The following is a 14,289-nucleotide window of genomic DNA, read 5'->3' as shown; positions in this document are numbered from 1 at the left end:
TTGCTACAAGAAATATTATTGCCAAATTTCCAAATATGAGATAAATAAATTGTTTCTTTTCTTTATACAATCGATTTAGGGTATTCACAAAATGCCTTTAAAATGAAATTTATTAATTTTAGCATATCTTGCCTTTAATAATGGCTAATATTTTTATCTCTTTTTTAAAATCACTTTCTTTAAGCTTATTTTCCTTACCGCTTAAGGTTTGAAGTCTTATTTCATCAAATTCTTTAAAATACTGCACTACAAGAATGCTTCCTTTAAAATCGATGATGATTTTATCGCCATTTTTAAGGTTGCCATCACGCACAACGACTAAAATTTCATTATTTTTAGCATAAGGTTCTAATTCATTATGACTAACATTGATAAAACAAATATCAAACTTTCCTATTCCCTCAAATAAACTATCTAAAAACCAAGATTTTATATTAAGAGGTTCTTGTTCGCACTTGCCATCCATAAAGTTATTAATTCCTTTATAAACAGCACAAATGCTTTCTTTTGTTTCTTTGAATTCAAGCTTTTTGCTTGGATCTATACCATACTTTATAAAAGCTTCATTAAGGCTCATATCAGTATCAAAATAATCAAATCCTATACCTGTGCCTTGTAAAATTTTCCATTTTACCCCTTGAGTAAGGGGATTAACATTGTTTTCATAAGAATTTATACTACCTCTAGCTACACCTATTTTTTCGCCAAATTCTCTTTGACTTAATCCATAAATATTGCGTAAATCTCGTAATTTTTCGCCGATCGTTTTCATAGTTATATTATTTCTCCTTTATGAATTTGTTAAAAAAATCATCAGAGCTTTTTTCTTGATTTTCCTTTTCTTTCCTGCTCTCTTTATGCTTATTAATAAGATAATCAGCTCTTTCTTGATTGATTTCAATAAGATAATTCAAGTAATCTTCACACAAATGATTGTATTTATACTTTTTGCATAAAAAGCTTGCTCTATTTATGCTCCCTTTAAAATCGCCTTTATCTGACTCATACAAATCCCTTTGTTTATCAAAAGCTTTTTGTTGTTCTTTATTTAAATTTTCGTAAATTAAAGTCTCTATGCGTTTTATGTCATTCTCTTCGCCTGAAAAGTATGGTGGGATCATTGCAAATGTTACTACCCAGTAAATTAATAACATTAAAGTATTAAAGAATGCAAACGATAGACTATTCCTACCTGCATCTAAGAAAATGGCTTCAAAAAGTATTAAAATAGAAAATAAAAGCACATAAATACCAAAATCATCTATAAAAGATATAGGAAAAAGATTTGCAATATCACTTGAAATAAACACCAAGTTAGAAAACAGGGCAAAACAAATTGTCAAAATGCAAATAATCAACATTGTCGAAATGTAAATAACTAACATTGTTTTCCCCTTAACTTCACTAGCATCCATATCAACATCTTGGCATCCAAGATTGCCACTATCAATTTTTATTTTCATTTTTCCTCCTTTAACAATTTAAATCTATATTGCTAAAATACATAACAATAAGTAATACACAACATATGAAAGCACATATTATAATAATAAGCCCACAAATATACAAAAAAGCACTTTTATAATCCCTTGCTTTTATTTTTTTAATAGCATCATTAAACATTTTGCAAAAAATACAAATACCTATTATAAAAGAAAACACTATTAAAGAAATAAGAATTATTGATAAAGAAATACGAATTATTGAAAATATAGTGCTCATCGCTTTACCCTTGTTTAAATAAATCTGCATTCTCGTGGATATTGCCGATGACACTTGCAAATTCTTTCCACTCATCGTAGTCCTCTAGCATTAAGGATATTTTGGCGTTTTTAGAACTTCCAGCCTTGTCTATACTTACTCCTTCAAAAAGACTAAAACACACCTCAAAAATGTCTCTTTTAAAGCCACATTTAAGTTCTAAAATATCTCCTACAAAGATTTTCACGCCGTTTTTGTCTTTTAAGCCTGTGTAAAGCTCAATTTCTGCTTTTTCTATATTTTGATAATAACCTTTTTCACCTTCACTAGACATCTGCATATAACTTTTAAATTTTCTTATTTCTATACACATATCACCACAACGCTCGCCATCCATTGACTCATAACCATCTTCACAAAGAGCATACTCTTGTCTTTGTATATCCCACACCCTAAAATCAAAGTCTTGTAGTTTCATTTTTTACCTCCTTATTTATTTATGAATGTGCCTATATTCATCTTCAATCAAATCATCGCCTAAAATGTAGGTTATGTAATTTAATTTATCAACTTTCATTTCTTTTAAAAATTTAAAAAATTGCTTTGTGGTTAAATCTTCATCATTACATAATTGAAAATAAGGGATTATTTTTATATTATGCTCTTTAAAAAAGTCAGGAACAATAAAATTCTGACTTAAAAAATCAATTTTTATGGTTTGTTTTCTTAACTCTTTAAAAAAAGAAGTTTTTTCAAATAAAATCATTGCGTCTAAGTCATCTTTTGCTTTGGAGTTATTATAAATTTCATTAAAATATTTTTCATCTACCCATACTCTAAGCGTCATTTCAAAATAGTCATCGCTGTCATATTTTTCTTTATTTTTATAACCGAAAAGAAATCTAATCTTGTCGTTGCTTTTAAACTTATCAAAAAATTCCTTTTTATCTATCATTGCGATTTGCATAATGTTATCCATTTCTTGATTCTCCTTGTCCTTTATATTTTGTTCGTCTTCTAAATTTTTACAATACAAAGCTAAGCCTTCTATATCCCTAGATACGCCAAAAATATAAATAAAAAATAAAATAAAAAATAAACCGCCTCCAAGCAATGCAATAAATATGCCGCCCTCTCCAAAAAGTTCTCCAAGCGATTGATGCGTAAGAACAAAAGGTATAATCATAATAAAACAAAGACTTGCAAAGCCAAGCTTTTCCAAACTTCCTTCGAGATAAGTCTTGATAGTCCTATTGTTATCAAAATCTTCAAGTTTAATTTTTTTCATTGTTTTTCTACCTTTTAATTCTTTTTTCATTTTTTCCCTCCTTATTTTTTAAGTTTTATTCTAATTTTTAGATTAAATTAAAATAAAAGGTATATTTAAATATTTATTTTTAACTTTAAATTAAAAATAAATCGTATATTTATACTAAATAATAAATATAAATTTATCGGTCGATTATTTTAAACTAAAGGAAAAAAATGCGTAACAAAAAATTTTTTAAAATTTTGTTTCTTGTTGGCTCGATAATGTTATTGCCTAGTCTTAGCTTTGCTGCTGGTGGTATTGATAAGGTCAATACCTTTTTACAAAACATATCAACCGCTCTTTATGCGATAGGTGCTATTGTGCTTACCATAGCGTTTATGTGGGCTGGGTTTAAGATTATGTTTCAAGGACAAACTTTACAACAAGTTGCTCCTACTTTTATAGGCGGTGTTATTGTTGGTTGTGCTTCTGCTATAGCTGGATATATTATAAGCTAGGTTTTCAAATGGACTTGCACCCTTTATTTAAAGGACTTACACGCCCTGCTATGATTTTTGGTGTGCCAATTACGCCACTATTTGTTGCTATGAGCATAATTGGTTTATTAAGCTTTTATATCCAAAATTTATTTATGGCGTTATTTTGCATACCTACCTATTTTGTAATGAAACAAATGGCTAAGCAAGATAATTTCATTTTTAGGCTTTATTTTTTAAAAATGCGATTTTTTACCAATCCGCTTTCAAAAAAATTTCACGGCGTAAAAACTTTTCAAGCGATGAGTTACACTAAAACGAATTACAAAAAAACTGATCCCATCAAATTAAGTCTTTTTGCTCTTAGTAGTGAAGCAAACTTTGAAAAGCTTATCCCTTTTAGCTCCGTGGTTGATGATGGCATAGTGATTACAAAAGATTATTTGTTACTTTGCACCTATCAAATTGATGGAATTTCATTTGAATGCGAAAGCGATACAGACTTAGATTTTAAAAATGAAGCACTAAATATGCTGTTTAAGGCTTTTTCTAATGAACCGATAAGCTTTTATTTTCATAGTGCAAGACATAGTATAAATGATAAATTTGTTTCTAGGTTTGATAATTCATATCTTAAAGATATAGATGAATCTTATTACAAAAGCTTCAAAGAAGGAAGTTTGTTTAAAAATTCTATGTTTTTAACAATCATCTTTAACCCTCTTTCACGCCTTGAAAAAAAGAGTTTTGAGAAGAGTTCTTTTGATACAAAGAAACAAGAAATTAGGATATTCATACAAAAATTTAATGAATATCTACTTCGTCTTGAATCAAATTTGAAAAGTTTTGATTGTAAAAAACTCAGCACCTATGAAAAAGATGGGTATGCTTATTCTAAGCAACTTGAGTTTTATAACTTTCTTATAGGTGGTAAATTTAAGCCTATTAGAATATTGCCAACCCCTATTTATGAGTATTTGACAGGGGGTTTAAATTCTATTTATTTCAATTATGATATGGCTCAAATCAATTATAACGATGATACAAAGCGTTTTGCTCGCATAATAGAGATTAAGGATTACACCAACTCTACTTTTGCTGGCATTTTGGATTCATTAATGTATTTACAAGTAGAATACACCATTACGCAAAGTTTTCAGCCTCTAGCTATGGTTGATGCAAAAAGTGCTTTAAATAAACAAAGAAAGCAACTTATAGCAAGTGAAGATGACTCACTCTCTCAAGTAGAAGAACTTGATATTGCACTTGATAGCTTAGCAAGCGGAGATATTTCTTTTGGTAAATATCATTTTGAAATTGTAGTTTATGCTGATGACATAAAAGAGTGTAAAGACAAAACAAATGAAGTGATCACAAGGCTTAATGAGTTGGGTTTTATGGCAAGTATTGCTAATATCGCTTTACCAAGTGCTTATTTTTCAACCATACCCTGCAATTTTACCATTCGTCCTCGTATCAATTTGATTTCTAGTATTAACTTTAGCTCTCTTATAGCCTTGCATAACTTTGATTCAGGCAAAAGAGAAAACAATTGTTGGGGACAAGCTGTAACAATGCTTAAAACACCAAATAAAAGCCCTTATTATCTTAATTTTCATCAAAGTAGTGGTAAAAATAAAGATGATTTTGGCGAACTCTATCTTGCAAATAGTCTTATTTTGGGACAAAGTGGGGGAGGCAAAACAGTGTTTATGAACTTTACTTTTAACCAAATGCTTAAATACGCAGATAAATCCACATTTCCAAGCAATATGCCCGAAGAAAATAAAAAATTTACAGCTGTATATTTAGACAAGGACAAAGGTGCTTTAGGCAATATATTATGTGCTGGAGGTCGCTACATTACTATAGAAAATGGCAAACCGACAGGATTTAATCCTTTTATGGTTGAATCTACTCAAGAAAATGTAAGACAACTAAAAAATCTCATAAAGCTTTGTGTAACAAGAAAAGGCGAAGTTTTAAATACCAAAGAAGAAAAGAGTCTTAGCGACGCAGTTGATTTTATAATGACACAATTTGAGCCTAAAGAAAGAGAATACCCTATTTCTTTACTTTTAGAAAATTTAACAGAAGACATTAATGATGACAATTCTTTAAAGTCAAGATTATTATCTTTTAAACAAGGCAATCAATTTGGTTGGGTATTTGATAACAAAACTGATATTTTAGACTTTCCAGATGAAATTAATGTTTTTGGAATTGATGGGACAGAGTTTTTAGATGATAGCGATGTAAGCGGAATTTTAAGCTATTTTATTCTTTGGCGTGTTATGAATTTGGCAGATGGAAGAAGGCTTTGTGTTGATATTGATGAGGCGTGGAAATGGCTTGAAAATGAAATAGTAGCTTTAGAAGTTAAAAATAAATTCAAAACCATACGAAAACAAAATGGCTTTTTACGCCTTGCTACACAAAGTGTAGAAGATTTTTTGAAGCTACCTATCGCAAAAACACTTATAGAGCAATCAGCTACAAAGATATTTCTACCAAATCCTTTAGCAAAAGAAGATGATTATGTGAATGGGTTAAATTTAAGTATTGATGAATATCAAATCATTAGAGATTTTCAACCTTCAAAAAGACAATTTCTTGTTAAAAGACAAGATGAAAAAGTGATTTGCACGCTTGATTTAAGCTCTTTAGGCAAAGAAAATTTAATGATACTTTCTACAGGAAGTGCATATATAGATACTATAGAAGCTATTTTTGCAGATGAAAACAAAAGCCTAGATGAAAAAATCAAAGCTTTAAAAGAAATATATAAATCAGCATAAAGGAGAAAAAATGAATGCTGTAAATTTGATAGGTTATTTGGGTGCAGATTTTGATGTCGCTTACACACAAGCTGACAAATGCTATGCTAAAAACTCACTAGCAATTACAAAGCGTTTTAAAAATGCTAAAGGTAATGAAGAAAGCCAAACTTCTTGGATACCCATTACTATATTTGGAAAAATGGCAGAAACGGCGTATTTGCATTTTCCTAAGGGTTCTCAATTTGCTTGCAGTGGAGAATTAATAACAAGCACTTATTCTGATTCTAATGGAAACAATCGCACAAGTTTTAGTGTAATAGTACATAAGTTTTACTGGCTTAGTGGCAATAAGAAAGATGGCAGTTTTACAACGCCAAATAAAGTTGTTCCTAAGGCTCAACCTCCTACACAACAAAACCAAGCTCAAGAAGAAATAGATTATGACAATGTGGATATAAGCGAATCTGAAATGTCAGTACTTCCATTTTAAAGGAGATAAAATGAAAGAAATTCAAATTTTTAAAAACGAAAACTTAGGTGCAATAAGAATAAAAGGTGATCTTGAAAATCCTTTATTTTGTTTGTCTGATATTTGCAAAATTTTAGGCTTAGCCTATCCTAACAAAATAGCAAATATGATAAAAAAGGAGTTTGAGTGGGAGGAATTAAATTCCGCCAGCTTTGATACTGGTTATGGCGTTAAAAAATTTACCATGATAACCGAGCCGCAGCTTTACTTCGTGCTTATGCGTAGTGATAAACCAAAGGCTAAACCTTTTAGGCGTTGGATTTCAGATGAAGTTTTACCAAAAATTCGCAAACAAGGCGTATATTCTCCAAATGACTATATCAATGAGCTTATGGCTTTGCTTACCCCAAATATCCCTCCTTATGATTTCTCAGTTAAGATAGATATAAATGATTGGCACAATAGAAAAGAACTTTCATTGCACTACTCAGTAGGTGTAGCCAAGATGAAAAAAGAGAAAAAAGAAAATGAGCTTTTGAATGTCAAGTTTGCTTCAAAGGAAACCAAATAACATAGGAAACAAGAAAACATAAACCAAAAATCAAATTTTGAAAGGTAAATGATGAAAACAAATTCTTTTTATAGCCACGATAAAGCCCCATCTTGTCAAAGAACAAAAAAACCAATAAGCCTTTATACCAAGAAAATTGTTATATTAATTTCTTTTTTTCTTGTGTCAAATCAAGCTTTAGCTGCAGGCATTCCTGTAATTGATGCTGCCGCAAATACGCAAATGCAGGTTCAAAATGCCAAACAAATAGCCGAATGGGTAAAAGAAGCTACACGATGGGCGGATACAATAACTCATTATAAAAAACAATTACAAGCCTATAGTGATGAGCTTAATAGTTTAACAGGGGTAAAATCATCAATATCCTCGCTTAGAGATTTAAAGCAAATTTATTCTGATTTTGGTAGGGCATATACAAACATACAAGACTTTAACAATAAAGTTTTAAGCGATCCTATGTCTTTTATCAAAGGAGAGTTAAAAGACGCTTATAAAAAATACACACTTTTTGATCGTTGCGAAAATATAAGCAACCAAGAACAAAAATCCTTGTGTATGGTTGATATGCTTACTTATGTAGCTCAAGAGCAAAACCTTGATCAATCTCAAAAACAACTCAATACCATAAATCAAAACTTAGCTGATTTGGATCAAAAATTAAGAAAAACTCAAGATATTAAAGAAGCTCAAGATATAGCAAACGCTATAGCTTCAGAAGGACTTAAAATACAAATGATTCAATCAAATATCAATCTACAAAACGCACAATATGAAAAACAAAGAGCCATTAGAGAAGAACAAGCTCAACAACTCTTTTCTAAAAGGGCTTCAAATACCAGCTATGACACTATTCAAGCTTTAGGTTTGGATTAATAAGGTAAAAAATGAATATTTTTCAAGGCATAGGCAAGATAGTCGAAAACATTTTTGCAACAATCCAAAATGCTTCTTTGAATGACAAATTTATTCAACTTCAAAGCATAGTAAGCATACTTATTGTTTTAAGCATTATGTATAAAGGCTATCAAACTATGGCTGGAAAATCGCAAGATCCAATAAGAGAGCTTGTATGGGATATAGCAAGAAAACTTTTGATACTTACCTTTGTCTTAAATGTCAATGGCTGGCTTAACTCTGCTATATCAGCCCTTGATGGAATTTATACTTGGGCTGGTGGAGGAACACAATTTTACGCTCAGCTTGATCAAATTTGTGTAAGCTTTGGAAAATCATTGCAAGTTGTTATAGATAATAGTAATAGTCGCTTTGATCCTTTTTTAGCTATAACAAATGGGCTAATTATTCTTGTTATGGTTTTATCATTTCTAGGGCTTATCATCACCTTTGCTTTTACTATCATTGCGACTTCTATTACAAATACTTTTTTAATCATTGCCTTACCTTTAGCCTTATTTTGTTTTATGTATGAAAACACCAAACAAGTTTTTGTGCAATGGATGAATATGTTTATCTCAAATGTATTTTTACTTATTTTTATGAGCTGTTTTGCTGATTTTCTTATCAAACATATGGCTGCCTTATATGGCGATGTTAAAGTTGTGGAAGATAGCCTAATAGCAAGTATTTTGCAGCCTATTCTTATTTCAGGCATTTTAGTTACTTGTATAGGAGTGATTAAATCTCTTGCTTCTAACCTAGCTCAAGTTACTTTAGACTCAGCCTCTGCAAGTGGCTTACAATCATTTGCAGGAAGTGCTGGAAAAGGAGCAGGTATGACAGCTAGAGGGGCTGGCAAGCTTGCTCTAGGAGCATTCTCAGGTTCTGCTAGAAAAGCAGAAAGCAGAGGAGGTATGACAGGGATTGCTGGATTTGCAGCCAAAAAAGCAATGTCTTTTGCTGCAAATAAAGCTACAGGTGGTTTAGCAGGTGCTGCAAGTGCTGCTAAAAATCTTTTATCAAAAGCAAGAAATGGTTGAAATGGAAGATAAAAAAGAACTTCGTGGGATTTATAATGTAACTTTCAACGAGAAAAAGGCTACAGCCATAAAAACAGATATCGAGCTTATTGAAGATGCTGTAATCGCTGAATTAACCTATTATGTTAAGGGTTGGCATAATGAAAGAAGAGATAAAGGAGCTGGTGCAGAACACATTAAACTTCACTTGAAAAAAGGAAGTAATGGCGAGATAAAAGTTGAAGAGCTTTTAAACTTAGGAAAATCTATAAGAATTTATAAAGCACAATTTAAAGAACCTTATAAAGATAACGAAACAGCAAGCGTTTATGAATGGCAAAATGATGAAGGTGTGAGATTTAGAACAGTTATAGATAGAATCAGAGGAGAGGGTCACTCGAATACGCCACTATCCCCCTCTGATAGTCAAATTATAACATTCTATTCTGATAGAAATCTTAATCAAAGAATGGAGTTTAAAAATCCAAAAGTAGCAGAGTATTATAAAGGTCTTGAGGCGATACAAAACACGCCAAAAAGTCAAGAAGCAAACAAAGAAGAAAAGCTTGCAAACATAAGAGCTGAAGTAAAAACTATTAGTGAAAAACAAGTTAAAAAAGACTTGGATAAAAATTTAAACAAAGAAAGGTAAAGGCTTATGAAAATCAATGCTGAAAAACTTTTAAAGCAAAAAAATAACGAATGGTTAAGGCAAGACTTATGCAATGTAATTTCACTCCTTGCAGATAGACTAAGCTCTGTATTGCAAGAACTTGAAGAGTGTAGAAAAAACACACCAAATTCACATTTTGCTACTACTCTTGGTGAAAGAATCGCAACTCTTGAAGCTGAAAATTCATCGCTTAAAGATGAAAATGAAAGGCTTGCAAAAGAACTTAAAGAGTATGAAATATTAGTTTCTTGCTCTGATTTGGATAATTTCAATCCAGCACATTTTCAACAAGGAGAACATATCAATGAAAACTAAATCAAGTATTTTAATAGGAGTTTTTATGACATTTTTACTTTTTCAAGCTTGTTCTGCAAAACACAAACAAAGCATTGATGAGCAAAAAAACCTTTCAAAATATGAGGAACTTTTTAAAGATGATGGGAATTTAATTCCTATCAACTCGGCTGAAATCCAAAGACAGCTAGGCGAATAAGGAGAAAGTATGTATAAGGAAGCTATCGATTTTGAAAGCTCTGTGCGTTATTTGATAGAGCAAAGCAATAAAAGAGCTTGGCTTGTAGCTTTTGTAAGCATATTTGTGGCAATTTTAAGTATTGTAGCAGTGTTATTGCTTACTCCACTTAAAAGCGTTGAGCCTTATGTTATCAGGGTAGATAACACCACAGGAATGGTAGATATTTTAACTACGCTCGATGAGGAACAAATAACTTCTATTGAAGCTTTAGACAAGCATTTTGTATCACAATATATTAAAGCTAGAGAAGGGTATTACTATGATATGCTTAATCAAGACTATATTTTTGTCCAACTCCTTTCAACCCCACAAATTGCAGAAGCATATAGAGCTATTTATTCAGGCGACAATCCAAGAGATGCGAAACTAGGAAATAATTTTCAGGTAGAAGTGCAAATTTTAAGCATAGTTTTAAATGAAAGTAATGGAGCAAAAACAGCAACTGCAAGAATTAATCTTAAAACAATAAACAAAAATTCAAAGGCTGAAAGTATCGCCACTAAGGTTATTACTTTAAGCTATGAATACCAAACCGCTCAGGTAAATGAAGAAAATAGACTTTTAAATCCTTTAGGATTTAAAGTAACAAATTATAGGATCGATGAGGAAATTACAAGATGAAAAAGCTACTCAAATCATTGACACTTATTTTGTGTTTTGGTGTTTTTATAAATCAGGCTTATGCTTTAAGCCTGCCAAAATTAAGCAAGTATGACAAAAAAATCACTTATGCTGTGTTTAATGCCAATGATGTCTTTCAAATTGCTGCAGCTAATGGATATGTTAGCGTGGTGGAGTTTAGCAAAGATGAAAGAATTATTACCATTTCAACAGGCTTTAGCGAGGGTTGGGAGCTTATTGATCGTGCAAATTTGCTTTTTATAAAACCAAAAGCTTATACGACTAAATTTGTGCATAGCGAAAATCCAGAAGAAGGCAATGCAATAAGCGAAATTGTCGTTGATCCAACACCTGCAACTTGGAAAACGAACCTTATAGTAACCACAAATATGAATATGTATGTTTTTGATTTAGTGCTTAACTCTAAATCAAAAATTTATAAACTCAGCTTTTCATACCCTGATAGAGAGCTTGCAAATATAAACGAGCTTCAAAAAAAGCTTGATGAGCAAATCGAACAAGATAAGCTTGATAGCTCACTTAATAGGGTGTCAGTGCCTAGAAATTGGGATTTTTATATGAAAGTCAATAAAGGAAGTGAAAACATTACCCCAAATTTTGCTTATGATGATGGAGTTTTTACTTATCTTGGTTTTGACAATACAAAAAGCTTCCCTGCTGTTTTTGCTTATGAAAATAAACAAGAATCTATACTTAATTCACACATTAAAAAAGATGGTAATTATGATGTATTAGTTATTCACAAAGTATTACCACAAATTTTACTTCGTAGTGGAGATAAGGTCGTTGGAATTTTTAATAAAGGCTATGCCAAAAATCCTTTAAGATCAACGCCTCAAACTTCTAATGATGAAGAAGTAGAAAGAGTGCTTTTAGATGAAAAATCTCAAAAACGCCAAGAAATAGAAAGCGAGACGCAAAAAGCTTTTAAAATGCTTGAACAAAGGCAAAATAATGAGTGAAAATCAACAAAATTCACAAAATGAGAATGTTTTACTTGAGCTTAGCTCAAAAAATAATAAAAAATTAATCTCTTATGCTTTGTTTGCATTGGGTGCTTTATTATTTTTTCTTATTATTCTTTGGACTTTAAGCTCGCTAGGCAAAGCAGAAGAACAACAAAATACCCAACAAGAAAACACAAATATAAATTTAAGTGATTCTGTAAAAAATAATAGAGATTTTATCCTCACAAACGATTCACAAGAAAAGAATTTGCTTGATTTGGCACAAACTCCTCAAACTTTACCAAGTCAAGCAAATACAACCACATTAGAGCCTATGCTAGCAGAAAAGTCCTTGCCAAAGCCTAGAATCATTAAAGGCATAGGCACTGCTGTAATAGCAAGCTCTAGCGATTCAGGACAAAGTGGCAGTCCTTATGCAAGCGATAGTGTAAATAATGGTGCTAATTTTGCTTCAAAACCTCAAACCTTGCTTGAATTTGGGCAAAATGGAGCAACAGGCTCAAACAATCAAATAAGCTCAAGCACAAATTCAAACACAGGGGAAGTATTCACACCTACTGCAGCAAGTTTTTCTCAGTTTAATCCAAGCCTACTTTTGCCAAAAGGCACTTATATAGGTTGTGCTTTACAAACTAGGCTTATAAGTGAAATAAAGGGCGGAATTTCTTGTGTGGTAAGCAATGATATTTATTCAAGCAATGGACATACTTTGCTCATAGAAAAAGGAAGTGTTATCACAGGTGCTTATAGTGGTGGGGAGCTAAACGATGGAAGCACAAGACTTTTTGTCATTTGGCAAGAAATTAGAACGCCTTATAATATCGTTATACCAGTATTTTCAGGAGCAACCGATCCTTTAGGTGCTGCTGGAGTTGAAGGCTATGTAAATCATCATTATATGAAGCGTTTTGGAGCTGCAGTTTTATTAAGTGTTATTGATGATAGCCTCGCTATTTTAGCAAGTGAACTTTCTAGGAAAAGTGGCAATAATACCACAAATTATTATAATTTTACTGAAAACACAAGGGAACAAGCTAGCGAAATAGCAAACACTGCACTTGAAAAAATGATTGATATAAAGCCTACTTTATACAAAAATCAAGGGGATTTAGTTGGTGTTTATGTTAATAAAGACATTGATTTTTCAAAAGTATATAAGCTTAGAAGGAAAAGATAATGTCAATTTCTTTACAAAAATACTCTTCATCGTATTTTGGAAAATATTTAACAAATCCTCTTATCAATGAAATTTGTTATAACGGAGAAAATAAAATTTGGTTTGAAAATGCTAATGGCATTTGGGAAAGCGAGGATACAAATCTTAATTTTGAGGGTGCAAAGGCTTTTGCTGCAGCGGCAGCAAGTTATAAAGAAGATCAAATAGACAAAGCACGCCCTATATTAAGTTGTATTTTAGTAAATGGCGAGCGTGTGCAAATTGTTATGCCACCTGCCACAAAAAAAGAACGAATTTCTATCACTATAAGAAAGCCTTCACAGCGTCGCTTTACAATCGACGATCACGAAAAAAGTGGTTTATTTGAAAATGTAGAGCATAAAGATAATAACGCTATAAGCCCAAAGGATAAAGAACTTTTAGAGCTTTACAATGAAGGTGATTATAAAAATTTTATTGCTAAAGCTGTTGGATTTGGAAAAAATGTAGTTATTTGCGGGGAAACAGGAAGTGGTAAAACTACCTTTATGAAAAGCTTGATTGATTTTATCCCAGTTGATGAACGAATTATCACTATTGAGGATGTTGAAGAAATCAAATTTTACGAACACAAAAACTTCGTCCAGCTTTTCTACCCAAGCGAAGCAAAAAGTATTGATTTTTTAAACTCGGCTACGCTTTTAAAATCTTGTCTTAGAATGAAGCCTGATCGAATTTTACTTGCTGAGTTAAGAGGTGCTGAAACTTATGATTTCATCAATGTTTTAAGTAGCGGACACGGAGGAAGTATTACCTCTTGCCACGCAGGAAGTAGCAAAGACGCTTTCAAACGCCTTGCAATGATGATTTTACAAAATCCACAAGGGCAATGCGTGCCTTTTGACATTATTCAAAAAATGCTTACCGATCTCATCGATGTTATCGTGCATATTTATGCCCATCACGGCAAAAGACGCATAAGCGAAATTTATTTTAAGGAAGCTCATCGTGAGGAGTGATAAAGAAAAACAAGAACTTCAAAACAAAATTTTAGAACTAGAAAACTATGTAAAAAACGCTAAAGAAAACATTGAAAAATGTGAAAAGGCTATTAAAGCTTTAAAAGATA

17 protein-coding genes are annotated in these 14,289 nt (G+C 31.7%); 13 read left to right on the top strand and 4 right to left on the bottom strand.

Annotated features, from left to right (window positions below; translation table 11 throughout):
* Nucleotides 1–118: 118 nt before the first annotated feature.
* From CQA38_RS08380 to CQA38_RS09250, 4 genes are all read right to left on the bottom strand, one after another.
* Complete coding sequence (locus tag CQA38_RS08380; RefSeq protein WP_137633553.1) at nt 119–772, bottom strand: helix-turn-helix transcriptional regulator; 654 nt, start codon at nt 770–772, stop codon at nt 119–121.
* A gap of 7 nt (nt 773–779) precedes the next feature.
* Nucleotides 780–1,463 carry a hypothetical protein gene (locus CQA38_RS08375; protein WP_137633552.1) on the bottom strand — a complete coding sequence of 228 codons (684 nt, stop codon included), beginning with the start codon at nt 1,461–1,463 and terminating at the stop codon, nt 780–782.
* Between the two features lie 263 nt (nt 1,464–1,726).
* Complete coding sequence (locus CQA38_RS08370; RefSeq protein ID WP_137633551.1) at nt 1,727–2,179, bottom strand: YopX family protein; 453 nt, start codon at nt 2,177–2,179, stop codon at nt 1,727–1,729.
* Nucleotides 2,180–2,194: 15 nt separating this feature from the next.
* Complete coding sequence (locus CQA38_RS09250) at nt 2,195–3,019, bottom strand: hypothetical protein (protein ID WP_170999498.1); 825 nt, start codon at nt 3,017–3,019, stop codon at nt 2,195–2,197.
* Nucleotides 3,020–3,186: 167 nt separating this feature from the next.
* On the opposite strand from CQA38_RS09250, the gene CQA38_RS08360 reads away from it, so the two are divergent.
* From CQA38_RS08360 to virB11, 13 genes are read left to right on the top strand one after another with little or no spacing between them, the layout of a single operon-like run.
* On the top strand, nt 3,187–3,471 hold the full coding sequence (locus CQA38_RS08360; RefSeq protein ID WP_137633550.1) for a TrbC/VirB2 family protein: 285 nt from the start codon (nt 3,187–3,189) through the stop codon (nt 3,469–3,471).
* A gap of 8 nt (nt 3,472–3,479) precedes the next feature.
* Nucleotides 3,480–6,248: a VirB4 family type IV secretion/conjugal transfer ATPase gene (locus tag CQA38_RS08355; protein ID WP_137633549.1), complete on the top strand. Its 2,769-nt coding sequence runs from the start codon at nt 3,480–3,482 to the stop codon at nt 6,246–6,248.
* Nucleotides 6,249–6,258: 10 nt separating this feature from the next.
* The gene (locus tag CQA38_RS08350) at nt 6,259–6,720 is read left to right on the top strand and encodes a single-stranded DNA-binding protein (protein WP_137633548.1); all 462 of its coding nucleotides are present in this window, start codon (nt 6,259–6,261) and stop codon (nt 6,718–6,720) included.
* A 10-nt stretch (nt 6,721–6,730) separates the two neighbouring features.
* Nucleotides 6,731–7,270, top strand: coding sequence for a BRO family protein (locus tag CQA38_RS08345; RefSeq protein WP_137633547.1), 540 nt, complete (start codon nt 6,731–6,733; stop codon nt 7,268–7,270).
* Nucleotides 7,271–7,321: 51 nt separating this feature from the next.
* The gene (locus CQA38_RS08340) at nt 7,322–8,143 is read left to right on the top strand and encodes a type IV secretion system protein (RefSeq protein WP_142931815.1); all 822 of its coding nucleotides are present in this window, start codon (nt 7,322–7,324) and stop codon (nt 8,141–8,143) included.
* Between the two features lie 11 nt (nt 8,144–8,154).
* Nucleotides 8,155–9,207 (top strand): type IV secretion system protein, encoded by a 1,053-nt coding sequence (locus CQA38_RS08335; protein ID WP_137633545.1) that lies wholly within the window; start codon nt 8,155–8,157, stop codon nt 9,205–9,207.
* Entirely contained in the window at nt 9,200–9,838 is a 639-nt protein-coding gene (locus CQA38_RS08330) for a hypothetical protein (RefSeq protein ID WP_249355251.1), read from the top strand. The genes CQA38_RS08335 and CQA38_RS08330 overlap by 8 nt, the downstream gene beginning before the upstream one ends.
* A gap of 6 nt (nt 9,839–9,844) precedes the next feature.
* Entirely contained in the window at nt 9,845–10,174 is a 330-nt protein-coding gene (locus CQA38_RS08325) for a hypothetical protein (RefSeq protein ID WP_137633544.1), read from the top strand.
* Between the two features lie 25 nt (nt 10,175–10,199).
* A complete protein-coding gene (locus CQA38_RS09245; protein WP_170999497.1) occupies nt 10,200–10,352 on the top strand; it encodes a hypothetical protein in 153 nt (50 codons plus the stop codon).
* A gap of 9 nt (nt 10,353–10,361) precedes the next feature.
* Nucleotides 10,362–11,015 (top strand): type IV secretion system protein, encoded by a 654-nt coding sequence (locus CQA38_RS08320; protein ID WP_137633543.1) that lies wholly within the window; start codon nt 10,362–10,364, stop codon nt 11,013–11,015.
* Nucleotides 11,012–11,998 carry a P-type conjugative transfer protein VirB9 gene (gene virB9, locus CQA38_RS08315; protein ID WP_137633542.1) on the top strand — a complete coding sequence of 329 codons (987 nt, stop codon included), beginning with the start codon at nt 11,012–11,014 and terminating at the stop codon, nt 11,996–11,998. Before CQA38_RS08320 ends, virB9 begins: the two co-directional genes overlap by 4 nt.
* Complete coding sequence (virB10, locus tag CQA38_RS08310; RefSeq protein ID WP_137633541.1) at nt 11,991–13,181, top strand: type IV secretion system protein VirB10; 1,191 nt, start codon at nt 11,991–11,993, stop codon at nt 13,179–13,181. Before virB9 ends, virB10 begins: the two co-directional genes overlap by 8 nt.
* Nucleotides 13,181–14,179 (top strand): P-type DNA transfer ATPase VirB11, encoded by a 999-nt coding sequence (gene virB11 / locus CQA38_RS08305; RefSeq protein WP_137633540.1) that lies wholly within the window; start codon nt 13,181–13,183, stop codon nt 14,177–14,179. The genes virB10 and virB11 overlap by 1 nt, the downstream gene beginning before the upstream one ends.
* Nucleotides 14,180–14,289 lie beyond the last annotated feature (110 nt).

Source organism: Campylobacter sp. MIT 12-5580, from assembly GCF_005406235.1.
Taxonomy (GTDB): domain Bacteria; phylum Campylobacterota; class Campylobacteria; order Campylobacterales; family Campylobacteraceae; genus Campylobacter_D.
This window is presented reverse-complemented; position numbering and strand designations above follow the sequence as displayed.